Here is a 21,981-nt window from a genome sequence, read left to right as displayed (position 1 = left end):
GCACCCCACCCCAGCAGTCACCTCCAGCACCCCTCGCTCCGACGCCACAGCCGATTCACGGACGGGAGCCTGTCGGGTTGCCGCCCGTGCTGACCTCGGTGCGGCTGCCGCGGTGTCCGATGGGGCCCCGTACGACTCCGTGCGACGCCACGACCTCCCGGTCCCGGCCGACTCGCCGTCACACGCCGCTGGTTCCGCGGAGACCTGGCGGGCCGCTGCCCGTGGGGACCTTCCCGCGGCTCTCGGGGTGGCCGGCCAGGACCCGTACGACGCCGTCCGACTCGGTGCGCCCGAGCGGGCCGTCGGGCGGCTGACCGGGGTCTTCGCCGCCCATGCCGAGGCGCTCGCCCGCGGCGACGGGCCCGGCCTCGACCGGGCCGCCCAGGCCCTGGAGGAGCGCGGCTTCCTGCTCTTCGCGGCCGAGGCCTACGCCCAGGCCGCGGGCGCGCACCGCGACCCGAGCGCCGCCCGCACCGCACGGACCCGGGCCGTCGCCCTGGCCCGGCGCTGTCAGGGCGCCCGCACCCCGGCCCTGGCCGGGCTGGTCCTCGGCGAACTCACCGCCCGCCAGCGGCAGATCGTCACCCTCGCGGCCGCCGGACTGAGCAACCGCCAGATCGCGGAGAAACTCACCCTGTCGATCCGGACGGTCGGAAACCACCTCTACAGCGCGTACGCCCGCCTCGGCGCGAGCGACCGCGACGCCCTGCCGTGCCTGGTGGAGCTGCCGGAGGCACAGCCGGCCTGAGCCGTACCCCGGACCGGGGCGGTCTGACCCCCAGTATTCGGGGGAGGGGTCAGGCCGCCCCACACCTCCCGGCGCTCGCGGCGCCCGCGACGCTCACGCCGCCCCGCACGCCGAGAACGCCCACCCCGTCGCCCGGTGCACCGAGTCCCCCGGCAGCGAGGCCCGCGCGTCCCGCAGCGCCTCCGCCATGGACGCCCCCGCGCTCAGCCCCTTGTGCAGGGTGAGCATCAGCGGCACCACCGCCTCGTCGTTGACCGGCGCGCTGCACGCCACCACCCCGGCCGTGCCCAACGGCAGCAGCGCGGTGACCAGGCCGAGCAGTTCGTCCGCGCCGACCGAGGCGAAACGGGCGGTGTCGCAGCAGGACAGGATGATCCGGTACGGGCTGCGGTCCAGGCGCTCGAAGTCGTGGACGATGAGCGGCCCGTCGGCCATCCGCAACGACGAGAACAGCGGACTGTCCGCACGGAACGCGCCGTGCGCCGCGATATGGGCCAGCGCCGCCCCGTCCAACTCCTCCAGCACCCGCGGCACGCGCGCGTCGTCGTGCTCCAGAACGGTCGCCGAACCGTAGAGCGCGGCCAGCTCGGGCACCTCGGCGCCGCCCGTCGCCAGTCCGGGACCGCGCACGAGCACCTGACCGCCGTGCGCCGGCGGCGGTGTCTCCCTCGCCCGCAGCCAACTGCTCGCCGACGGCGACACGCTGAACACCCGGTCCCGCAGCGAGGGCAGCAGCGCCCACGGCACCTGGTGCAACCGCCCCGGCGGCACCACCACGACCGGACCGGAACCGAGCCGCGCCGCGGCCGGCCCGAGCAGCAGCTCCTCCAGCCGCCGCCCGGCCGCCTCCACCACCGGAAGCCGGGCCTCCGCCCCCGGGTGGGCCAGCCGCCGCAGCCCGGCCTGGACGTGCTCCGCCTCGCGCTCGGCGTCGGCCAGCAGCCCGGCCTCGAACCGCCGCACCCGCCCCTGCGCGCACAGCAGCACCTGAACACGCCCGTCGAGCACGGCGAGTTCGACCAGCCGTACGTCGTCCCCGAGCCGTTCCAGCAGTCTGCCGGGGTCGAACCGGTAGCCGTCTCCCGGAGCGTCGCCGCGGATGTGGAGGGTGCGGGAGCGGATCTCCCGTTCCAGGCGCCGCTGTTCACGTTCCAGCGTCGGCACCGGCCGGCCCTCCATCCGGGCCTCCTCCGCACGGGCCGCTATCTCCCGGAAGGCGGTCAGGCCGCTGAGCAGCGCCGGGTCGGCCGGCGGGCGGGTCGGCGGCGCGGACAGCACCGTGGCCCGCCAGCGCTCGCTCCACACCAGCAGCCGCCGCGGACCGCCGGAGGCGAGCGAGGCCCGCGCGGCGAGCCCGGCGAGTTCCGCGCCCTGAGCGGTGGCACGGGCCCGCAGCTCCGAGGCGCCCAGGGTCGTACGGTGGTCGTCGAGCACGTCCAGACCTCGGCGGCAGGCTTCCAGCACCTGCCGGTCGGTCCCCACGGCCCGCGCCCACAGCGCCCGCGCCGCCCATCCGGTCATCCTGGCCAGCGGCGGCCCGCTGTGCCGGCTGCGGGCGGCCACCTCCAGATGCCGTCGGGCGTCCTCCCGCCACCCCAGGCCGAGCGCGATCCGGCCGGCCAGCAGCGAGGCCTCGGGGGCGGCCGGAGCGCCGAAGGAGGCCAGCCGGTCCGCGACCGCGGCCGCGTCCGCGACCAGCCGTCCCGAACCGCGTCCGGCGGCGACCCGCGCCTCGATCAGCACCAGCCGGGCGTGCGTCTCCCACCAGGTGCGCCGCTGCCCGGCGAACAGCCGTACGGCCATGTCGGCGCGGGCGATCGCGGTGTGCGCGTCCCCGGCGTGCCGGGCCGCCCGCGCGGCGGCGAGCAGCAGTTCCGCCTTGCGGGTGGACTGCCCGCCGATCCCGTCGAGCACCTTGATCGCCGCGTCCGCCTCCGCGAGCGCCTCCGGGGCGAGCCCCGCGGCCATCAGGACCTCGCAGCGCCGGATGGTGAGCATGAACGTCGGCGTGCCGAGCTTGGCGTACCGCTCCTGCGCCTCGTCGAGCAGGCGCAGCGCGGCGGGCACGTCCCCCGACCGGTAGGCGGCCAGCCCCCGGCTCTCCACCACGTCGGCCTTGTCGTGCTCCTGGCCCGTGGTGTCCCACAGGGCCTCGGCCGCCGTGAAGTCGGCGTCCGCCCGCTCCACCGCCCCGAGCGCCAGATGCACGGTGGCCCGCAGGGTCAGCGCCCGTGCCGTCCAGATCACGTCGTCCGCCTGCCGCAGCACCGGCACCGCCCGCCGTACGTCCTCAAGCGCCGCCCGGTGATGCCCCAGCACCCACGAGGCGTACGCGCGCCGGAACAGCACCTGCGCCCTGGTGTGCCCGCTGCTGACCGCGACACCCCGCTCCAGCGACTCCAGACCCTGCCGGGTGCGCCCCGCGTGCACCAGCGCCACCCCGAGCGCGGCCAGCGCGTCCGCCTCCCGGTCGACCGACTCCGAGCGCGCGCCCAGGTCGCGGGCCCGGCGCAGATGGCCCAGGGCGATCCGCATGTCGCCCCAGTCCCGCTGCCAGATGCCGATGACCTGGTGGGCGACGGAGGCGTGCAGCGGTGAGGGATCAGAGCCGAGTACGTCCTCCGCCCTCGCCAGCGCCTGGTTGGGGGCGGCGAACACCATCGGCAGAAGTTCGAGAACCGTGTCGCTTCCCGCTGTCACTCAAAGGATGGTAGTGGCCCAGGTGGCGGGCCACACCGGTTTGGCGCTGTATCAATCACCGGTCCCGGGGCTCTGACTGACGACCGACGCCTCAGTGGGAGGACACGCCATGGCACCTCAGCGATTCCACGAGCAGTTCGACCAGATCCAGCGCTCCATGCCCGACGTCCCGCTGGCCCTCGGACCCGACGACGCCTCGGAGTTCATCTACGAGAAGGGTGTCGTCCTCGCCCGCGACGGACGCGACGCGGCACTCGTCGAGGAGACCGTCCGCACCCACTTCACCGAGGCGACCGGTCTGACCGGCGACCACGTGCGCCGCGACAGCCCCGAGACCAACCGCTCGGGCATCACCCGGATCAAGGTCGGCGACCCCGGCCACGGCGACCGGCGCGGCGACCGCGCGGTCACCCACGCACTGCGCGCCCTGAGCGAACGCGAGGGACGCGCAGGGCGCCGCCTGGTCAGCCGTAACCACGTGGTCTCCATCGCGGTCAACTCCTGCCCCGGCGACGAACCGGTGCCCGCCGCGCTCAGCCAGGGCACCAACCCGGCACCGGCGGAGACCGGTCACGATCCCGACACCTCCGTGGACGTCCTCGTCGTCGACAACGGCCTCACCCACGACCACGCGCTCGTGCCGCTGCTCGCCCACGTCGACGGCGACCTGCACGGCACCGAGACCGACGGGGCCGGGAACCTCCTCCAGTACGTCGGCCACGGCACCTTCATCGCCGGAGTCCTCGCCGCCGTCGCGCCCAACACCGACATCACCGTCCGCAGCACCCTCAACGACGCGGGCGCCATCCTGGAGTCCGAGCTCGGCGAGAAGCTCTTCGAGGCGGTCGACGGCGGCTGGCCCGACATCATCAGCCTCTCCGCGGGAACCTCCAACGGCCGTACCGACGGACTGCTCGGCATGGACGCCTTCATGCAGGAACTGCGCGCCCACGACACCCTGTTGGTCGCCGCCGCCGGCAACAACGCCAGCGCCAGCCCCTTCTGGCCCGCCGCCTACGCCGACCTGCCCGACTACCAGGGCGTCGTCCTGTCGGTGGGCGCGCTGCGCGGCGACGGCGAGTTCGGCGCCTGCTTCAGCAACCACGGCTCCTGGGTCAAGGTGTACGCCCCCGGCGAGCGCCTCACCAGCACACTCACCGGCTTCGACGCCCCGGTGCCGTACCAGTACCAGCACTCCACCTACGACGCCTGCCGGTACGGCTTCACCTACGTGTGCACCTGCCAGTCCCCCTCCCACGTCGGCGTGTTGAGCGAGGACGGCACCGTCACCAAGCCGGACCAGGTCATGTTCGAGGGATACGCGCACTGGAGCGGCACCTCCTTCGCGACCCCGGTCGTGGCAGGCCTGGTCGCCGCCCACATGACCGCGAACAAGGAGACCGACCCGCGCGCCGCCCGGCAGCAACTGCTGGCCGCCAACACCCAGTTCGCCGAAGTGCGCGGGGCGCACGTACCGGCGCTCAGGCCGTCCGGCTGGCGCCCGGTGCCGGTCGTGCAGCGCCCGGTCGGCGCATGACGGCCGGAGCGGTCCCTTCCACGGCGTACGATGACTTGCCGTACACGAGGGGTGGGGCCGTGGACCGAGCAGATGTCGGTGCGCTGGTCCAGTCCGCCGTCGACGGGGACGCGGCGGCCTGGAAGGCGCTCGTGGAGGGGCTGAGCCCCCTGGTGTGGGCCGTGGTGCGCGCGCACCGGCTCTCCGACGCCGACGCGCACGAGGTGTACCAGACCGTGTGGTTCCGCTTCGCCCAGCACCTCGGGCGGATCCGCGAACCCGACAAGGCGAAGTCCTGGCTGGCCAGCACCGCGCGCCACGAGTGCCTGAAGGTGCTCAAGAGCTTAAGGCGGCTGACCGTCACGGACGACCCGCAGCTCCTGGACCGGATCAGCGAGGACCGTACCCCCGAGCAGTCGTTCATCGACTCCGAGGACGCGGCCGCCCAGAGCGAGCGCGTGCGGTTCCTGTGGCAGGAGTTCGAGGAACTCGGCGAGCGCTGCCGGCAGTTGCTGCGCATCCTGATGGCCTCGCCGAAGCCCGGTTACCAGGAGGTGTCCGCCGCACTGGGGATCGCGGTGGGCAGCATCGGACCACTGCGCCAGCGCTGCCTGAGGCGGCTGCGGGCGCGGCTCGAAGCCCGGGGGGCGGTATGAGCGACGTGAACGACGACTTCGGCGACGAGGTCCTCGGCTTCGGCGAAGACGCGCTGCCCGACGAGGAGTTCGCCCTGGAGATGCTGGAGGAGGAGCTCCGGCAGGCGACGGCCATCCTGGATCCCGTGCCGCCCGGCCTGCGGCAGATCGCCGTCGAGGCGTTCGCGCTGCACGACCTGGACAGCCGGATCGCCGACCTCACCTTCGACTCGGTGGTGGACGCCATCCCGGTGCGGGGGGCGACGGGGACGCCGCGGATGCTGACCTTCCACGCGGGCGAGGTGACGGTCGACGTCGAACTCACCCCGCAGGGCCTGATGGGGCAGGTGCTGCCGCCCCAGTCGGCCCGGATCGAGGTGCTCAGCGGTCCGGAGGCGGGCTCGCCGCTCACCACCGACGACATGGGCCGTTTCACCTGCGACCGGTCCCCGGCCGGCCCCTTCGCGCTACGGCTGCGGACCGACGGACAGGTGATCGTCACCGACTGGCTGACGGTCTGAGGCAGGAGGGTCCGGGCGGAGCCCGTCCAGGGCGTCCACGAGAGCGGCGAGTGCCTGCGCGAGCTCGTGGAGCCCCGGCCCGGCCGGCCCGCCCGGCTCCGTCATGTACGTGTCCCGCCGGATCTCCACCATCAGGGCGCTGACCCGGGGATCACGGCCGTAGAACTCCAACGGCACGTACGTCCCGCTGAAGGGGGTGTCCAGAGCGACCTCCCCGAACGCCTCCCGGGCCGCGGCGAGCAGTTCGGGAGGCGTGTGGAAGGAGTCGGTACCGAGACAGACCGGCGGCCGCGGCCCCTGACCGTGCAGTTCATAGGGGAGCGCCGCTGTCGGATACGAGTGCACGTCGATGACGACGGCCCGCCCGGCGACGGCCAGCCGCTCGGCCACGGCCTCGGTCATGGCCCGGGCGTACGGCCGGAAGTAGCGCGCGATCAGCGGCTCGGGGTCGGTGTCCGCGGGCCGCAGCTCCTCCCGCGCCGTGGTCCTCGTGTACACGGCCCCCATCCCGACGGCGAGCATCTCCTCCCGCTCGTCCGGGAACCGCTCGGGATCGACGACCAGCCGCGAAAGCCGGTTCACGAACCGCCACGGCGCCACCCGGGCCAACCGGGCCGCCTCCTCGGCGAGTTCCGCGGTGTGCGCGTCGACGATGTGATCGAGCTCCCGCTCAAGTCCTGGGTCATCCAGCACGATCCCGGCCCGCACATCGGCGGGGATCTCCCTCGCCGAATGCGGCACATGGAGAATCACCGCCGACCCCTCGGCACCGGGCAACAGGTCGAACGAGGGCATACGGCTCTCCCGGGGCGTTGTCAGTGGCGTGGTGCACCATCTCAGCATGAACATCGGCAACCAGCAGGTGAGCGGTCACCCGTTCCTCAAGGCGCTCTACCGGGACGACTACTACCCCGACCACGCGGTGGACCGGGGCAGGGACGTCCTGCTCCGGCTGTGCCGGCGCATCGAGGCGGACCGGCCCGCCGACCTCGCCGCGCTGTACGCGCTGACCCAGGCGGCCACGGAGGAGTTCAACGCCCTCCAGGACGAGGAGTTCGACATCGAGACCGTGGCCCGCGAGGAGATAGCCGAGGAGTTCTGGTTCATCGCCCGGGCCTACGGCTTCGAGGACGCGGACGTGGAGGAACTGATCGGCACCCGGGACTGGTGAGCCCGGGGTCCTGCCGCCTGCCGCCTGCCGGGTTCCCGGCGGGCGGCTTCGCGGACGGAGTCACGCGGACCGGGTGCTGGGCGTTCGGCCGGCGGGCCTCTGGTCCGGCCCCGGCGGTCACCCGGCCGGCTCCGGCAGGTCATCGCGCCGGACACGGCCCCCAGGGACACGCCCCGACCCGACCTGCCCCGAACACACCTTCGCCCCGGCCGAAACCGCAGTCGACCGGGGCGGAGGCGTACAGCGCACGGGCGTCAGCTCAGGGACGCCAGCGCCTCGTTCCACGTCGTCGACGGGCGCATGACCTTCGCGGCCTTGGCCGGGTCGGGCTGGTAGTAGCCGCCGATCTCGGCAGGCGTGCCCTGGACGGCGTTCAGCTCTTCGACGATCTGCTGCTCGTTCGCGGCGAGCGTCTCGGCGAGCGGGGCGAAGGCCTTCGCCAGGTCCGCGTCCTCGCTCTGCGCGGCCAGCTCCTGGGCCCAGTACAGGGACAGGTAGAAGTGGCTGCCGCGGTTGTCGATGCCGCCGACGCGACGGGTCGGGGACTTGTCCTCGTTGAGGAAGGTCGCCGTGGCGCGGTCGAGGGTGTCGGCGAGAACCTTCGCGCGGGAGTTGCCCGTGAAGTCGGCGTACTGCTCCAGGGAGGGCACCAGCGCGAAGAACTCACCGAGGGAGTCCCAGCGCAGGTAGTTCTCCTTGACCAGCTGCTGGACGTGCTTCGGGGCGGAGCCGCCGGCACCCGTCTCGAACAGGCCGCCGCCCGCCATCAGCGGGACGACCGACAGCATCTTGGCGCTGGTGCCCAGCTCCAGGATGGGGAAGAGGTCGGTCAGGTAGTCACGCAGGACGTTGCCGGTCACCGAGATGGTGTCCTCGCCGCGGCGGATGCGCTCCACCGACAGCTTGGTGGCCTCGACGGGGGCGAGGATGCGGATGTCCAGGCCCTCGGTGTCGTGCTCCTGCAGGTACGCCTTGACCTTCGCGATCAGCTGGGCGTCGTGCGCGCGGGTCTCGTCCAGCCAGAACACGGCCGGGACACCGGTGGCGCGGGCGCGCGTGACGGCCAGCTTCACCCAGTCCCGGATCGGGGCGTCCTTGGTCTGGCAGGCGCGGAAGATGTCACCGGCGGAGACGGTCTGCTCGATGACGGCGTTGCCGTTCTGGTCGACCAGGCGGACCGTGCCGGTGGTCTGGATCTCGAAGGTCTTGTCGTGGGAGCCGTACTCCTCGGCCTTCTGCGCCATCAGGCCGACGTTCGGCACCGAGCCCATGGTCGAGGGGTCGTAGGCACCGTTGGCCCGGCAGTCCTCGATCACGGCCTGGTAGACACCGGCGTACGAGGAGTCCGGCAGCACCGCGAGGGTGTCGGCCTCCTGGCCGTCCGGGCCCCACATGTGGCCGGAAGTGCGGATCATGGCCGGCATCGAGGCGTCCACGATCACGTCGGACGGCACGTGCAGGTTGGTGATGCCCTTGTCGGAGTCGACCATCGCGAGCGCCGGGCCCTCGGCGAGCTCGGCGTCGAAGGACGCCTTGATCTCGGCGCCCTCGGGCAGGGACTCCAGGCCCTTGTAGATGCCGCCCAGACCGTCGTTCGGGGTCAGGCCGGCCGCGGCGAGCGTCGGGCCGTACTGCGCGAAGGTCTTCGGGAAGAACGCGCGCACCACGTGACCGAAGATGATCGGGTCCGAGACCTTCATCATCGTGGCCTTGAGGTGCACGGAGAACAGCACGTCCTCGGCCTTGGCACGCGCGATCTGCGCGGTGAGGAACTCGCGCAGCGGGGCCACGTGCAGCACCGAGGCGTCGACGACCTCGCCCGCGAGGACCGGTACCGACTCGCGCAGCACGGTGGTGGAGCCGTCGTCGCCGACGAGCTCGATGCGCAGCGAGCCGGCCTCGGAGATCACGACGGACTTCTCGGTGGAGCGGAAGTCGTCGACGCCCATGGTGGCCACGTTGGTCTTGGAGTCCGAGGACCAGGCGCCCATGCGGTGCGGGTGGGTCTTGGCGTAGTTCTTGACCGAGGCGGGGGCGCGGCGGTCGGAGTTGCCCTCACGCAGGACCGGGTTCACGGCGGAGCCCTTGACCTTGTCGTAGCGGGCCTGGATGTCCCGCTCCTCGTCGGTCTTCGGGTCGTCCGGGTAGTCCGGCAGCGCGTAGCCCTGGGCCTGCAGCTCGGCGACGGCGGCCTTGAGCTGGGGGATGGACGCCGAGATGTTCGGCAGCTTGATGATGTTGGCCTCGGGCGTCTTCGCCAGTTCGCCCAGCTCGTGCAGGGCGTCCGGGATCCGCTGGTCCTCGGTCAGGTACTCCGGGAACACGGCGATGATCCGCCCGGCCAGCGAGATGTCCCGCGTCTCCACAGAGACACCCGCCTGCGAGGCGTACGCCTGGACCACCGGCAGGAAGGAATACGTCGCCAGGGCCGGGGCCTCGTCAGTGTGCGTATAGATGATGGTCGAGTCAGTCACCGGGTGCTCCGCTCCACGTCTGCAACATTGCTCGACATCAAGATATCTCGTGACCGCCCCGGTCTCGACAGCGGTCCTCGACCCGACGCGAGGATCCCGCACATCCCCCGAGGCAACCGAAGCGTCTGATGCTGTGGTCCTGCACGTTGATCACCGTCGTCCGGCGGCCGGACCCGACCACCCGGCCGCCCGAGCGAAAGCAGACCATGAGATATCGCACCAGAGTGACGGCCCCGGCAGCGCTGCTCGGCACCATGGCGGCCCTGTCCGTGGCGGCCCCGGCGCACGCGGACCCGGAGACCGCCGCCCCTGGCCCGGAGACCCTCGGGGATCCCGTCTTCCCGGCCCTCGGCAATGACGGCTACCGCGTCCTGGCCTACGACCTCGACGTCGCCTACGACGCCACGACCCGGCTCGTCGACGCGACGGCGACCCTGACGATCACCACCACCCGGGAACTGAGCCGCTTCTCCCTGGACGCGCTGGGCCTCGACGTGCACGAGGTGCTGCTCGACGGCGTCCGGGCCGCCCGGGAGCAGGCCGGCGAGAAGCTGCGGATCACCCCGGCCGCCCCGCTGGCCGCGCAGCGCACGGCCACCGTGACCGTGACGTACACGGCGGACCCGCGCGCCGCCCTCGCACCCACCGCCTGGGTCCCCACCCCGGACGGCTTCGCGATCTGCCCCCAGCCCAACGCGGCGCACACCGTCTTCCCCTGCAACGACCACCCCTCGGACAAGGCGGACTTCACCTTCCGCATCACCGTCCCGGCCGGTCTGAAGGGCGTCGCCTCCGGCCTGCCCGCCGGCACCGAGGACCTCGGCGACGGCCGGACCGCGTACCGCTACCGGTCCCGGGAGCCGATGGCCACGGAGCTCGTGCAGATCACCGTCGGCGACTACGTGATCAAGGACCGGCAGGGCCCGCACGGACTCCCGCTCCGGGACGTCGTGCCGGCCGCCCGGGCCGCCGCGCTGGAGCCCGCCCTCGCCCTCACCCCGAACCTGGTGAGCTGGATCGAGCAGCGGCTCGGCGCCTTCCCCTTCGAGACGTACGGCCTGCTGCCCTGCAACAACGACGCCTCGAACGCCTTCGACTTCACCGGCCTGGAGACCCAGACCCTCACCCTGTACAAGCCGAACTTCCTGCTCCAGGCGGAGAGGAGCATCGGCTCGCACATGATGCACGAGCTGGTCCACTCCTACTTCGGCAACAGCGTCAGCCCGGCCACCTGGTCGGACCTGTGGCTCAACGAGGGCCACGCCGACTTCTACGGGCTGCTGTACCGCTACGAGCGCGGCTGGGCCGACTCCCTCGGCCTGACCACCATGGAAGCCCGCATGAAGGACACGTACGCGCGCGGCGACCAGTGGCGCCAGTCCTCGGGCCCCGTCGCCGCCCCGAACGCCGCCAACCTCTTCGACAGCCAGCGCTACCTCGGCGGCGTCCTCGTCCTGTACGCGCTGCGTCAACAGGTCGGCGAGAGCGTCTTCGGCGCGATCGAGTCCACGTTCCTGGAGCGCTTCCGCAACGCGTCGGCCTCCACGCGGGACTACATCGCCGTCGCCTCCGAGGTCTCCGGCGTCGACCAGTCGGGCTTCCTGGGGGCCTGGCTCTACGGCACGAAGACCCCGAGGATGCCCGGTCACCCGGACTGGACGGTGACGCCGGCCGGCTCCGCGCCGCGCCAGCCGCAGAACCGCACCGACGGCCACTGGCACGACAACTCGGCGACCCTGTAGCCGACCACGGCGGGGCCGGTGTTCCCGATCGGCCCGGACGGCCCGCGCAGCCACGGCTTCGCGGTGCCATGGTCGCGGGCCCGGCCCCGACCGTGCGGGGGTACCCGATCGTCGCCCCCGCAGGAGCCGGGCCCGGACGCGCCGTTCCGCAACGCCGGTCCGGTACGAAGGGCGGGACCTAGTCGAGCCGCGCGGCGGAAACCTCGCCCTGCTCGATCACGGTCTCCGCCCCGCGCTGCTGCGGAATCGACACCGAGCCCTGCTGGAGGGCCACGGTCCGCGTCGGCGCCGGGATCCGGATGCCCTCCTCGCGGTAGCGCCTGTGCAGCTGCTTGATGAACTCGTGCTTGATGCGGAACTGGTCACTGAACTCGCCGACGCCCAGGATGACCGTGAAGCCGATCCGGGAGTCGCCGAAGGTGTGGAAGCGGACCAGCGGTTCGTGCTCGGGGACCGCGCCCTCGACCCCGGTCATGACCTCGGTGACGACCTCGCAGGTCACGCGCTCGACGTGCTCCAGATCGCTGTCGTAGGCCACCCCGACCTGCACCAGGATCGTCAACTGCTGCTCGGGACGCATGAAGTTGGTCATGTTCGTCTTGGCGAGCTCCCCGTTGGGGACGACGATCAGGTTGTTGGAGAGCGCGCGCACGGTGGTCTGCCGCCAGTTGATGTCCTCGACGTAGCCCTCCTCGCCGCTGGCCAGCCGGATGTAGTCACCGGGCTGGACCGTCTTGGAGGCGAGGATGTGGATGCCCGCGAAGAGGTTGGCGAGCGTGTCCTGGAGGGCCAGCGCGACCGCCAGACCACCGACGCCCAGGGCGGTGAGCATGGGCGCTATGGAGATACCGAGGGTCTGCAGCACGACCAGGAAACCGATCGCCAGGACCAGCACCCGTGTGATGTTGACGAAGATCGTGGCCGAGCCGGCGACCCCGGAGCGGGACGTGGTCACCGTCCGCACCAGCCCCGCGACCAGCCGGGCCGCGGCCACCGTGACGACGAAGATCAGCAGCACCGTCAGCACCTGGTTGACCGTGCGCTGGACGCCCTTGGTCAACGGCAGCGCGGCCGCGGCGACGGCGATGCCGCCCGCGATCGTCGCCGAGGGCACCACGGTCCGCAACGCGGCCACCAGGACGTCGTCCCCGCCCCACTTGGTGCGGTCCGCGTGCTTGCCCAGCCACTTGAGCAGCATGCGCAGCAGGAAAGCCGCCACCAGGCCCGCGACCACGGCGACACCGGCGCCGATCAGGTCGTCCATGGTGAGATCCCGTTGAAATGCCGTCACGTTGCCACCTGTTCGAAAGTCCGGGAAGTGCGATCGCGTCGGCCGTGTGAAGGTTCGGCCGTGTGAAGGTTCCGTGGCCGACGCGACCGCTCATCCTGCCGTATCCGGCACGGGAGTTCGTAGCCGGCCCGATGCCGGATCGCCGGGTTTCGGACGACCCCCTCGGAGCGTCCCGCCTGCTCGCGACCGGAACCGGCGACGGTCGTGGGCGCCCCGGACGAACAACTGTCCACCGTCACCGAACGGCCCGGCTCCGCCTGCCCGGCCCCACGGTCCGGCCGAAAACGGCTCCCGCGCACAGACGCGACGGCACGGGAACGGCGCACGCGGGTGCCATGCCGACGGCGTCGGCCGCGGTCAGATCACCTTCAGCCGCACCAGCGCGCCCAGCGTCAGCGCGCCCGGCACCAACGGCACCCAGACCGTGATGATCCGGTAGGCGAGCACCACCGCCGTGGCCACGGCCGCCGGACCGCCCGCCGCCACCAGCGCCACCACCAGGGCCGCCTCCACCGAACCGACCCCGCCGGGTGTGGGCACCAGGGCCACCGCGCAGGTCGCCGCGAGATAGGCCAGCGCCATGTGCACGGGCGGCACCGCGAGCCCGAGCGCCTGCCCCACCGCCGCGAGACCGGCCGCCTGGAGCAGCGGGAAGGCCAGCGAACCGCCCCACAGGGCCAGCGCCCGGGACGGGCGGGTGTGCACCGAGCGCGCCTCGCACAGCGCGGTCCGCAGGAACGAGCCCACCGCGGTGCGCACCCGGCGGACACCGGCGAGCACGCCCACGGCCGTCACCAGCACCGCGCCCAGGCCCAGCAGCAGCGGACCGGCCGCCGTCCCGGGCAGCAGCGCGCCGAGCCGCAGCGCGTCCGGGAAGGCCACGAACAGCACGGCCAGCAGCGTGAGCCGGCCGATCGACTCGGCCAGCAGATACAGGGCGAGCGCGGCCGAGGAGCGGGCGAGCGGAACCCCGCACACGGTCATGAACCGCAGGTTCACCGCACCCGCGCCGAGGCCCGTCGGCAGCAGATGGTTGGCCGCGCCCGCCGCGAACTGCGTGGCCAGCAGGCGCCGCCGGGGCAGCCGCTCCATCACGGCACCCTGCCGGGTGAAGGAGGCGGCCACCCACGTCAGACAGGTCGTGCCGACCGCGGCCGCCAGCCACGGCCACTCGGCGTGCCGCAGATGACCGAAGCCCTCGGCGAGCACGGAGCGGTGCCGCACCGCCACGACGGTGACCAGCAGGAGCGGGAGCAGACACAGGATCTGGCGGATACGGCGGACGGGGAGGCGCTGGAAGGAGCGTCCCTGGGGGAGTTCTACCGCTGTCACACCCGGAGAGGTTCTCCCCGCCGCGCCAACGGCGGGTTGCGGAAGCGGGACCAGGGTCTTACGTACGGTCATCGAGTCCTTCGGAAGGGCGGTTGAGGTTCGGGCGTTGACCTCGACAACGCTTGAGGTTCTAAGTTCTCTCCCATGAGCATGGAGACCACGGCCTGGACACAGCTGCACAGTGTCATGAACGCCGAGCAGGAACGCCGCCCGTTCGCCCGTGCGACACTGCGCCGCATCGGCGCGTTCGCCCGACCGCACCGTACCCGTATCGCCCGCTTCGTCGTGCTCGGCGTGGCGACCGCGCTGCTCGCCGTGGCCACGCCGGTGCTGGCCGGCAACGTCGTGGACGCGATCGTGTCGGGCGACGACGAGGGCAAAGTCGTCCGTCTGGCCCTGCTCATCGCCCTCATCGCGGTGGCCGAGGCCGCGCTCGGCATCCTCGCCAGGCGCCTGTCGGCCTCCCTCGGCGAGGGCCTCATCCTCGATCTGCGCACGGCCGTGTTCGATCATGTGCAGCGCATGCCGGTCGCGTTCTTCACACGCACTCGTACGGGAGCGCTCGTCTCCCGTCTCAACAACGACGTCATCGGCGCCCAGCGCGCCTTCAGCAACACCCTGTCCGGAGTCGTCAGCAACCTGGTCACGCTGCTGCTGACCCTCGTGGTGATGCTCACCCTGTCCTGGCAGATCACCCTGCTGGCGCTCGCGCTGCTCCCGGTGTTCGTGATCCCGGCCCGGCGCATGGGCAGCAGGATGGCCCGGATGCAGCGGGAGGCGGCCGCCCTCAACGCGGCCATGGGCACCCGGATGACCGAGCGCTTCTCCGCGCCCGGCGCCACCCTCGTCAAGCTCTTCGGCCGCCCCGAGCAGGAGTCCGTGGAGTTCGCGGCCCGCGCCCGTCAGGTGGCCGACATCGGAGTGCGCACGGCCACCGCCCAATCGGTGTTCATCACCGCCCTGACCCTGGTCTCCGCGCTGGCCCTCGCCCTGGTCTACGGCCTCGGCGGCTGGTTCGCCCTGCGCGGCACCCTGGAACCGGGCGCCGTGGTCTCCCTCGCCCTGCTCCTGACCCGGATGTACGCCCCGCTCACCGCCCTGGCCGGCGCCCGGGTCGAGGTGATGAGCGCGCTGGTCAGCTTCGAGCGGGTCTTCGAGGTACTGGACCTGAAGCCGCTGATCGAGGACAAACCGGACGCCCGTGAGGTGCCCGACGGACCGGTCGCCGTCGAGTTCTCCGACGTCCGCTTCGGCTACCCGTCCGCCGACAAGGTCTCCCTGGCCTCCCTGGAGGAGGTCGCCTCCCTCGACACCCGCGGCGGCGCCGAGGTCCTGCACGGCGTCTCCTTCCGCGCCGAGCCCGGCCAGACGATCGCGCTCGTCGGCTCCTCCGGCGCCGGCAAGTCGACCGTCGCGCAACTCCTGCCGCGGCTCTACGACGTCGACGAGGGCGCCGTACGCATCGGCGGGGTCGATGTCCGCGACCTGAGCGCGGGTTCCCTGCGAGCCACCCTCGGCATGGTCACCCAGGACGGCCACCTCTTCCACGACACCGTCCGCGCGAACCTGCTCCTGGCCCGCCCGGAGGCGACCGAGGCCGAACTGTGGGACGCCCTGCGCCGCTCCCGCCTCGACACCCTCGTACGGTCCCTGCCCGACGGGCTGGACACCGTGGTCGGCGAGCGCGGCTACCGGCTCTCCGGCGGCGAGCGCCAGCGCATGACCATCGCCCGGCTGCTGCTGGCCCGCCAGCGGGTCGTCATCCTCGACGAGGCCACCGCCCACCTGGACAACACCTCGGAGGCGGCCGTCCAGGAGGCGCTCACCGAGGCGCTGGAGGGCAGGACGGCGATCGTGATCGCCCACCGCCTGTCCACCATCCGCTCGGCCGACCAGATCCTGGTGGTCGAGGAGGGACGGATCGCGGAGCGGGGCACACACGAGGAACTCCTCGCCCTCGACGGCCGCTACGCGGAGCTCTACCGCACGCAGTTCACCGCGCAGGACGGCGCAATGCCGGAGATCGCGGCGGCGGGCGAGGCCGTGGCCTAGGCAGGTGACCGCCACGGGCACCGGGTCAGGGTGTGAGCCGGTACCGGTGGCCCGCCCGCCATTCCGTGAGCAGGACGGTGGCGTGGTCCTCCACTCGGTCGGAGTGGCGGCGCATCAAGAAGTCGACGAACCGCACATGGCCGAACCGCCGCCCCTCGGCGTCGCGGGCGTCGACGAGGGGCGGCGGTGTACGGCAGCAGCCGGACGCCCGGCTCCAGGTGCTGATGGCTGACGATGACCGGCGGTCCCGGGCCCGCGCCGGTCGGACCGGTCGGCGGGCAGGTCAACCCAGGTCACGGGGTCGGGCTCGCACCGCGTACGTGAGCGGGCATTCGGCGCCGTGCGGCTGCCGCCGTCCGCACGCCCTTCACCACCGCGGACCGGCAGGTCAGGGCGCTGAGTTCGGCTCCGCCGCCGGTGTCGAGGCGGGGTCCGGACGCATCGCTGGGAACAGCAGTTCCGTGGCGGCCCTCGCGTGCAGGGCGTCCAGGGTGTTGATCTGCCGCACCGCCCTGCGCAGCAATTCCTCCAGCCGGTCGGCGTCCAGCCGTGCGTCCTGCGCCGACGCGGCGAGCAGCCCGCGCCACAGCGAGGCCTTGCCCTGCGCGCCCAGCCGCAATGCCTCGATCTCGACCAGCAGGGCGAGGCCGGAGCGGCGCAGCAGACGGCCGTTGGGCTTCATCCGCGCGGCCTTCTCGCCCAGCCACGCGCCGTACGACTTGTAGCGCCGGGCGGGGACGTCGAGGTCGGCGAGGAGGCGCACGAGGGCCTGCCGGTCCTGGGAGATCTCCCTGCGCAGGCTCTCCAGTGTCTCGCCGTAGGACGAGCCGCGGTGCTCCCGCGTCATGCGACGGGCGAGTTCAACGCCCGCCGTCGCGCCGGCGAGGTGATCGTTGAGGTAGATCCCCAGCCGCTTCTGCCGCGTGGGTCCGTCGGGCGGGGTCGGTGTCGTCGTGTCCATGATGCCCTCCGGCTGCGGGTCCTGTAACGGCCCCCGAGTGCCCCGGCCGGGCCGGTCCACCACCTCCGCGCGGGGGCGCCGGTGCCGAGCGTGGCTCTTGTTCACGCCCTGTCGGGTCAGTCGCTCGGGTGTCCCTGCTGGCCTCTGTCGCCTTGTCGAGGAGGCATGTCGGCCGGGTGTGCCCTTTCGGTACGAGGCCAGGTCCGCGCCAGGTCCGGGCCAGGTCCACGGTCGGCAGGCGCAGCGGGCCACCATGGCTGGCGAGGTGCCGAGAGCGGTCCGGCGGCCTGGGCCGGGTCCCGGGGGCGCTGCGAGATGGGCGGTGCGCGCGTATCGGCGGCCCGTCCGCCGTGACCCGCAGCCACACGTCCGCCCTGGCCGTCCCGGAAGACCCACGCACACGACGTCGATGCCGGGTGCCCTCAGTCGGGGGCCAGGGCCACCGTCGTCGTGACGCGGGTGAGGGAGGGCTTCCTCGGCACCGACCCGAACCCGAAGCGCACGGGCGGGTCGACGGGTGCCGCCGCACCGAGGTCGTCGCCCTCGAAGACCCCCGACACTGTCTGGATCGGCCACATGTCCCGCGCCCCGTACCACTCTCTACGGCCCCCTCCCGCACTGCCGCGGGTGCGCACCCCGGGCAGCAGGACGCGGGCGGGGAGGGACGTGACCGCGCACCAGGCCGGCTGCCGGGCGAGCACACCAGGCACCGCGTGCAGCAGGAGCCCGAGGAGATGGCGGCGGCCCGTCATGAAACGCAGGTCGAGGGGGCCGGCCGTGACACCCCAGGTCCCGTCGCAGACGCGCACGTCGACCGGGACGACACGCACGGTGTCGAAGACGTAGGTGCCGCTGATGAAGTCCGCCGTCTGCCGCGTGGGGGCGAGCAACAGCCTTTCCCCGTCGGGCCGTTCCAACATCACATCGCTGAACGGCCCGAACGGCGACCGGGGCCAGTGCCCCAGCACGATCCGGGTCCCGGAGGCCGTGCCCAGGCCGGCGATCCAGCCGTCGAAGCGCAGCCGCCTGCTGCTAGGCCGCCCGCTCATCGGCAACGGGGCCGGCAGGGCGGCCCGAGCCGGACGGGCTCGGCACCGGGGGAGAAGCACACGACGGGTTCGCCGAGCGGTACCGGCAGGCCCACAGCGGCGGTCGGCATCGGCGCCGGCGCCTCGACGTCCGCGCCGGCCGACGGCCAGGGTTCGTGTTCCACGGGTGTCTCCCGGATCCGGCCCGGCCGACGGGTGTACGCCCGCCGGCGGGAGGTCAGCCACACATCGCGCTCCGTCGGATGGACGGGCTCGCCGGGCCGCACGTGCGGGCGGTACGAGACGCGCCCGGCCCTGCGCGGGCCCGAGTACGACACGGTGCCGCGATCAGGGGCGACGCGCAACTGCGCAGGTCGGAACGGCCGGCGAACGAAAGTCTGCCGCAGCCATCGGGCCCACAGGAGGGCACCAAAAGGCGCATCTGCATGGGCGGCCGGTTCCCCTCGGCCGCCGGCTCGTTCCACCACCCCACATTTCTCGCCTTGCCGTCACTGGGCCCTGCGCAGGCGCCATCGCAACGGCACTCACACGATTCGCACTCCTGTCGAATCCCGGTTGATCCGCTGCTGCACGCTCGTGTGAGGAGCGCGGACCTTCCCCGCCACCGGGAGGCATTCGCCGCGGGGGCTGCGGCCACCGGTGGGTACGCCGTCTGTCCGCCGGTCGGCGGCGATCCCGTCGGCTCCGCGTCACGAGCGCCTCCCCACAGGCATCCTCCCGGCCCCGCTTGGCCCGCTCGTCGATCGCAAGCCGCCGCCCCGAGCCGTCACTTCAGGTAGGGGCCGTCACTTCCGATCCTGCCGGGGCCGTTCAGCACGTACACCCGGAGGTTTCCCTTGCCCGGGGCCGCGACGGACAGCGTGCCGTTCGAGACGGTCTTCACGTCTCCGGTGACGGCATCGGTGTAGGTGCCGTCGGGGATGCCGGTGTAGGTGGCGCCGCCGGTGACCGTGACGAGGGCGAAGCTGTCCGTGCCGCCGCTGGTGTAGCGGCGCTTGAACGCCATCCCTCCTGAGATGCCGTCGGTGGAGTACTGGCCCATCTGCAGGGCGGGGATGGCCCGGCGGATCTGGTTGAGCCGCTGGAGGTGCTTGACCAGGGGCTGGGCGAGGGTGTTGGCGACCTCGCCGGTGGCGGAGCCGATCTTGCCGAAGTCCGAGGCGGTGACCGTACCGGCCAGGTGGTCTCCGTAGTAGGCGCGGCCGGTGGAGGCGAGCGGGCACGTGGGGCCGCAGTCGATCTGCTTGCCCTTCTGGAACTCGATCTCCGAGCCGTAGTACAGGGTCGGGATGCCGCGGAAGGTCCACATCAGGGACATGTTCTCGGCCCAGGCGTCGGTGCCGCCGCTGTAGCGGGTGCTCGACTTGTTCGGACCGTAGTCGTGGCTGTCGACGTAGACGACGTTGTAGGTGGCGTCGTTGACGCTGTCGTCGGAGTCCTTGCCGTTGCTGTAGGCGTTCTGCGCGTCACCGAAGTTCATGTGCATGCGCATGTCGATGATGTTCATGCCGGAGAACTGGCTGTGGTCCGGCGTGTGGTAGCTGTTGCCGTTCAGGAAGACGTTGGTGGAGGTGGGCTGGTTGCCGGTGCCGAGCTGTTCCTCGTAGTTGTACTGGTCGAGGGCGGCCTGGGTGTCGTCGGCGGTGTATTCCTTGCGTTCCTTCCAGGTGAAGAACTGGGCGGAGTGGTTCACCGACCCGCGGTTCCACTTGTCGTTGACGAAGGCCCCGACCTCGCCGAAGACGAAGAAGTTCGCCGCCTTGTCGGCCCCGAACTTCTGGGTGACCCGTTCCTGGATGGCGGGCAGGAAGCGGCGGTTCCAGGTGACCCGGGGAATGTGCACGGCCGTGTCGACGCGGAAGCCGTCGACGCCCATGTCGATGTACTTGTCGTAGGCGCCGATGAGGTAGTTCTGCACGGGTGTCGACTCGGTGTTGAAGTCGGCGAGGTCCTCGTGCAGCCAGCAGGAGCGCGAGTCCTCGCCCTCCCAGTTGCCGATCCAGCACTGGTGGTAGTACTGCTTCGGGAACATGCCCGAAGTGGGGCTGGGCCACTGGCAGTTGTAGATCGTGTAGCCCTCGGCGCTCTTGCCTCCGGTGGGCTTGCCCCAGTTCACGCAGGTGTTGCCGGTGGGCTCATCCGTCGACCACATATCGCCGTTGTAGTACGACTTGCCGGACTTGGGCTCGACGGTCAGGCCGTCGTACTCGAAGCCGTCGTTCTTCTCGTCGTAGTACCAGCTCCACTGGCTGTCGCGGACGCCGTACACGGTCGGCGTGAACAGACCCTTGGCGCCCCAGCGGGAGCTGTGGTTGTACACCACGTCCTGGTAGATCTTCATGCCCTTGGCGTGGGCGGCGTTGATCAGGTCCTGGTAGGAGGCGCCGGCCGACTCCAGGCGCGGGTCGACCTTGTAGAAGTCGTAGCCGTGGTAGCCGTGGTAGTCGTAGTCCGAGCGGTTGAGGACCACGGGAGTGATCCAGACCGCGGAGAAGCCGAGCGCCTTGATGTAGTCGAGTTTGTCGACCAGTCCCTTGAAGTCGCCGCGGAACATGGGGTCGTCGTTGGCCGCGTTGCCGGACTTCACGTGCTGGCTGCCACCGCGGTTGTTGGAGCTGTCACCGTCGTAGAAGCGGGCGGTGAGGACGAAGTAGATGGGGTCCTTGCGCGGGTCGGTGCCCAGCGGGGTGCCGGTGGCGGGCTCCGGCGCCTTCTCCCCGGTGGTCGCGGTGGCCGCCGCCGAGGCGGGCGAGGTGTTCCCGGCCGCGTCGAGCGCCTTCACGGTGTAGGTGTAGGCGGTCTTCTCCTCGAGCCCGGTGTCGGAAAGGACCGTCGAGGTGACGTCCGTGACGGTCGTGCCCTTGGTCCCGCCGGTGCGCGTGACCTGGTACTTCACCACGCCCGTGTCGTCGGTGGCCGCGTCCCAGCTCACCACGACGGAGGTGCCGGAGGCGGTGGCGGTGACCTTGGCGGGCGCCGTGGGGGCCTGGGTGTCCGGTGCCTGCGCCGCGCAGGGATCCTTCGCGCCGGCGGTGACCTTCTGGTCCTTCACGGTGGAGGTGCCCGTGGAGATGGCGTAGTCGGCGCTGTTGTTGTTGTCCCAGACACCGTTGCCGTTGTTGAACGCCGCCCTGAGCGAGGTGGCGGTGCCGATGTCGAGGGTCTTCTTCCACCAGCCGGTGCAGGCGGGCTCCATGCCGACCCCGGGAACGGTGGTCCAGGAGCCGCCGGCCGGGGCGTAGTGGATGTTGGCGGTGGTCCAGCCGGTGGTGGCCGTCGAGTAGTAGACCGTCGCCTCGTTGCCGGAGCCCGTGCCGGTGTCCGCGCACGGGTCGCTGTGGGCGATCACCCCGTCCTTGACGGTGACGGTCCCGGTGCCCAGGACGTAGTTGCTGCCGCCGTTGTTGTCCCAGGTGCCGCTGCCGTTGTTGAAGGTGGCCTGCATCCCGGTGGCCGAGCCGAGGTCGACGGTCCTCTTCACCCAGTCCGTGCAGGCGGCCTCCATCTGCGTACCGGGGACGGTGGTCCAGGAACCGCCGTCGGGGGCGTAGTGCAGGTAGGTGGACGCCCAGTTCTTCGTCTTCGTGTAGTAGAAGACGGTCGTCGTGGCGGAGTCGGCGGCCGAGGTCTGCATCGGGACGGTCCGGGACTGCGAAGGTCCCGTGAGCAGTCCGATCACTCCTGCGGCTGCTACGGCCGTGGCGAGCGCGCGCCGCAGGAGGCGCGGCCGTGCCAGTGCCCCGGCTCTCCACGGGGCGGTTGAGCTCGAGTTCATGGCATCTCCCGAGG

15 protein-coding genes and 1 pseudogene are annotated in these 21,981 nt (G+C 72.0%); 7 read left to right on the top strand and 9 right to left on the bottom strand.

Annotation, left to right across the window (positions count from 1 at the left end; translation table 11 throughout):
• Nucleotides 1-205: 205 nt before the first annotated feature.
• A pseudogene (locus tag EHS43_RS12490) lies at nucleotides 206-748 on the top strand (response regulator transcription factor); the annotation flags it as partial.
• Between the two features lie 93 nt (nucleotides 749-841).
• Here the strand turns inward: EHS43_RS12490 and EHS43_RS12485 are convergent.
• Nucleotides 842-3,409, bottom strand: a complete 2,568-nt coding sequence (locus EHS43_RS12485) for a CHAT domain-containing protein (RefSeq protein ID WP_125190757.1) — start codon at nucleotides 3,407-3,409, stop codon at nucleotides 842-844.
• Nucleotides 3,410-3,557: 148 nt separating this feature from the next.
• On the opposite strand from EHS43_RS12485, the gene EHS43_RS12480 reads away from it, so the two are divergent.
• Genes EHS43_RS12480 through EHS43_RS12470 form a run of 3 tightly spaced genes read left to right on the top strand, consistent with a single transcriptional unit; the run spans nucleotide 3,558 to nucleotide 6,120 of the window.
• Nucleotides 3,558-4,985: a S8/S53 family peptidase gene (locus tag EHS43_RS12480; protein WP_125190749.1), complete on the top strand. Its 1,428-nt coding sequence runs from the start codon at nucleotides 3,558-3,560 to the stop codon at nucleotides 4,983-4,985.
• Between the two features lie 59 nt (nucleotides 4,986-5,044).
• Nucleotides 5,045-5,620, top strand: coding sequence for an RNA polymerase sigma factor (locus EHS43_RS12475; protein ID WP_125190747.1), 576 nt, complete (start codon nucleotides 5,045-5,047; stop codon nucleotides 5,618-5,620).
• The gene (locus EHS43_RS12470) at nucleotides 5,617-6,120 is read left to right on the top strand and encodes a hypothetical protein (protein WP_125190745.1); all 504 of its coding nucleotides are present in this window, start codon (nucleotides 5,617-5,619) and stop codon (nucleotides 6,118-6,120) included. The genes EHS43_RS12475 and EHS43_RS12470 overlap by 4 nt, the downstream gene beginning before the upstream one ends.
• On the opposite strand, the gene EHS43_RS12465 is transcribed toward EHS43_RS12470, so the two are convergent.
• Entirely contained in the window at nucleotides 6,067-6,915 is an 849-nt protein-coding gene (locus EHS43_RS12465) for an N-formylglutamate amidohydrolase (protein ID WP_260470497.1), read from the bottom strand. The two genes, EHS43_RS12470 and EHS43_RS12465, sit on opposite strands and share 54 nt — an antisense overlap.
• A gap of 46 nt (nucleotides 6,916-6,961) precedes the next feature.
• On the opposite strand from EHS43_RS12465, the gene EHS43_RS12460 reads away from it, so the two are divergent.
• On the top strand, nucleotides 6,962-7,291 hold the full coding sequence (locus tag EHS43_RS12460) for a DUF5713 family protein (protein WP_125190743.1): 330 nt from the start codon (nucleotides 6,962-6,964) through the stop codon (nucleotides 7,289-7,291).
• Nucleotides 7,292-7,545: 254 nt separating this feature from the next.
• On the opposite strand, the gene EHS43_RS12455 is transcribed toward EHS43_RS12460, so the two are convergent.
• A complete protein-coding gene (locus tag EHS43_RS12455; protein ID WP_125190741.1) occupies nucleotides 7,546-9,765 on the bottom strand; it encodes an NADP-dependent isocitrate dehydrogenase in 2,220 nt (739 codons plus the stop codon).
• Nucleotides 9,766-9,971: 206 nt separating this feature from the next.
• On the opposite strand from EHS43_RS12455, the gene EHS43_RS12450 reads away from it, so the two are divergent.
• The gene (locus EHS43_RS12450) at nucleotides 9,972-11,507 is read left to right on the top strand and encodes a M1 family metallopeptidase (protein ID WP_125190739.1); all 1,536 of its coding nucleotides are present in this window, start codon (nucleotides 9,972-9,974) and stop codon (nucleotides 11,505-11,507) included.
• Nucleotides 11,508-11,685: 178 nt separating this feature from the next.
• Here the strand turns inward: EHS43_RS12450 and EHS43_RS12445 are convergent, their stop codons facing one another.
• A complete protein-coding gene (locus tag EHS43_RS12445; protein WP_125190755.1) occupies nucleotides 11,686-12,771 on the bottom strand; it encodes a mechanosensitive ion channel family protein in 1,086 nt (361 codons plus the stop codon).
• A gap of 384 nt (nucleotides 12,772-13,155) precedes the next feature.
• Nucleotides 13,156-14,130, bottom strand: coding sequence for a lysylphosphatidylglycerol synthase transmembrane domain-containing protein (locus tag EHS43_RS12440; RefSeq protein ID WP_185806225.1), 975 nt, complete (start codon nucleotides 14,128-14,130; stop codon nucleotides 13,156-13,158).
• Nucleotides 14,131-14,280: 150 nt separating this feature from the next.
• Between EHS43_RS12440 and EHS43_RS12435 the strand changes: the two genes are divergently transcribed.
• The gene (locus EHS43_RS12435; RefSeq protein WP_125190751.1) at nucleotides 14,281-16,182 is read left to right on the top strand and encodes an ABC transporter ATP-binding protein; all 1,902 of its coding nucleotides are present in this window, start codon (nucleotides 14,281-14,283) and stop codon (nucleotides 16,180-16,182) included.
• Nucleotides 16,183-16,570: 388 nt separating this feature from the next.
• Here the strand turns inward: EHS43_RS12435 and EHS43_RS12430 are convergent, their stop codons facing one another.
• The 4 genes from EHS43_RS12430 to EHS43_RS12415 form a co-directional block, all read right to left on the bottom strand.
• Entirely contained in the window at nucleotides 16,571-17,143 is a 573-nt protein-coding gene (locus EHS43_RS12430; protein WP_125190737.1) for a hypothetical protein, read from the bottom strand.
• 422 nt (nucleotides 17,144-17,565) lie between these two features.
• Nucleotides 17,566-18,192 (bottom strand): hypothetical protein, encoded by a 627-nt coding sequence (locus EHS43_RS12425; RefSeq protein ID WP_125190735.1) that lies wholly within the window; start codon nucleotides 18,190-18,192, stop codon nucleotides 17,566-17,568.
• Nucleotides 18,189-18,656, bottom strand: coding sequence for a DUF2071 domain-containing protein (locus EHS43_RS12420; RefSeq protein ID WP_312023416.1), 468 nt, complete (start codon nucleotides 18,654-18,656; stop codon nucleotides 18,189-18,191). Before EHS43_RS12420 ends, EHS43_RS12425 begins: the two co-directional genes overlap by 4 nt.
• A 302-nt stretch (nucleotides 18,657-18,958) precedes the next feature.
• The gene (locus EHS43_RS12415) at nucleotides 18,959-21,967 is read right to left on the bottom strand and encodes a carbohydrate binding domain-containing protein (protein ID WP_125190731.1); all 3,009 of its coding nucleotides are present in this window, start codon (nucleotides 21,965-21,967) and stop codon (nucleotides 18,959-18,961) included.
• Between the last annotated feature and the right edge of the window lie 14 nt (nucleotides 21,968-21,981).

The organism is Streptomyces sp. RP5T (assembly GCF_003933965.1).
In the GTDB taxonomy this organism is placed as follows: Bacteria; Actinomycetota; Actinomycetes; order Streptomycetales; family Streptomycetaceae; genus Streptomyces.
The sequence above is the reverse complement of the archived record's forward strand: the minus strand, read 5'-3'. Positions and strand labels throughout refer to the sequence as shown.

What these genes read in the sequence shown, in the direction of transcription:
- EHS43_RS12485 (WP_125190757.1), bottom strand. Translation starts at nt 3,409, where the DNA reads ATGGTGTTCGCCGCCCCCAACCAGGCGCTGGCGAGGGCGGAGGACGTA.
- EHS43_RS12480 (WP_125190749.1), top strand. Translation starts at nt 3,558, where the DNA reads ATGGCACCTCAGCGATTCCACGAGCAGTTCGACCAGATCCAGCGCTCC.
- EHS43_RS12470 (WP_125190745.1), top strand. Translation starts at nt 5,617, where the DNA reads ATGAGCGACGTGAACGACGACTTCGGCGACGAGGTCCTCGGCTTCGGC.
- EHS43_RS12465 (WP_260470497.1), bottom strand. Translation starts at nt 6,915, where the DNA reads ATGCCCTCGTTCGACCTGTTGCCCGGTGCCGAGGGGTCGGCGGTGATT.
- EHS43_RS12460 (WP_125190743.1), top strand. Translation starts at nt 6,962, where the DNA reads ATGAACATCGGCAACCAGCAGGTGAGCGGTCACCCGTTCCTCAAGGCG.
- EHS43_RS12450 (WP_125190739.1), top strand. Translation starts at nt 9,972, where the DNA reads ATGAGATATCGCACCAGAGTGACGGCCCCGGCAGCGCTGCTCGGCACC.
- EHS43_RS12445 (WP_125190755.1), bottom strand. Translation starts at nt 12,771, where the DNA reads ATGGACGACCTGATCGGCGCCGGTGTCGCCGTGGTCGCGGGCCTGGTG.
- EHS43_RS12435 (WP_125190751.1), top strand. Translation starts at nt 14,281, where the DNA reads ATGGAGACCACGGCCTGGACACAGCTGCACAGTGTCATGAACGCCGAG.
- EHS43_RS12430 (WP_125190737.1), bottom strand. Translation starts at nt 17,143, where the DNA reads ATGGACACGACGACACCGACCCCGCCCGACGGACCCACGCGGCAGAAG.
- EHS43_RS12425 (WP_125190735.1), bottom strand. Translation starts at nt 18,192, where the DNA reads ATGAGCGGGCGGCCTAGCAGCAGGCGGCTGCGCTTCGACGGCTGGATC.
- EHS43_RS12415 (WP_125190731.1), bottom strand. Translation starts at nt 21,967, where the DNA reads ATGAACTCGAGCTCAACCGCCCCGTGGAGAGCCGGGGCACTGGCACGG.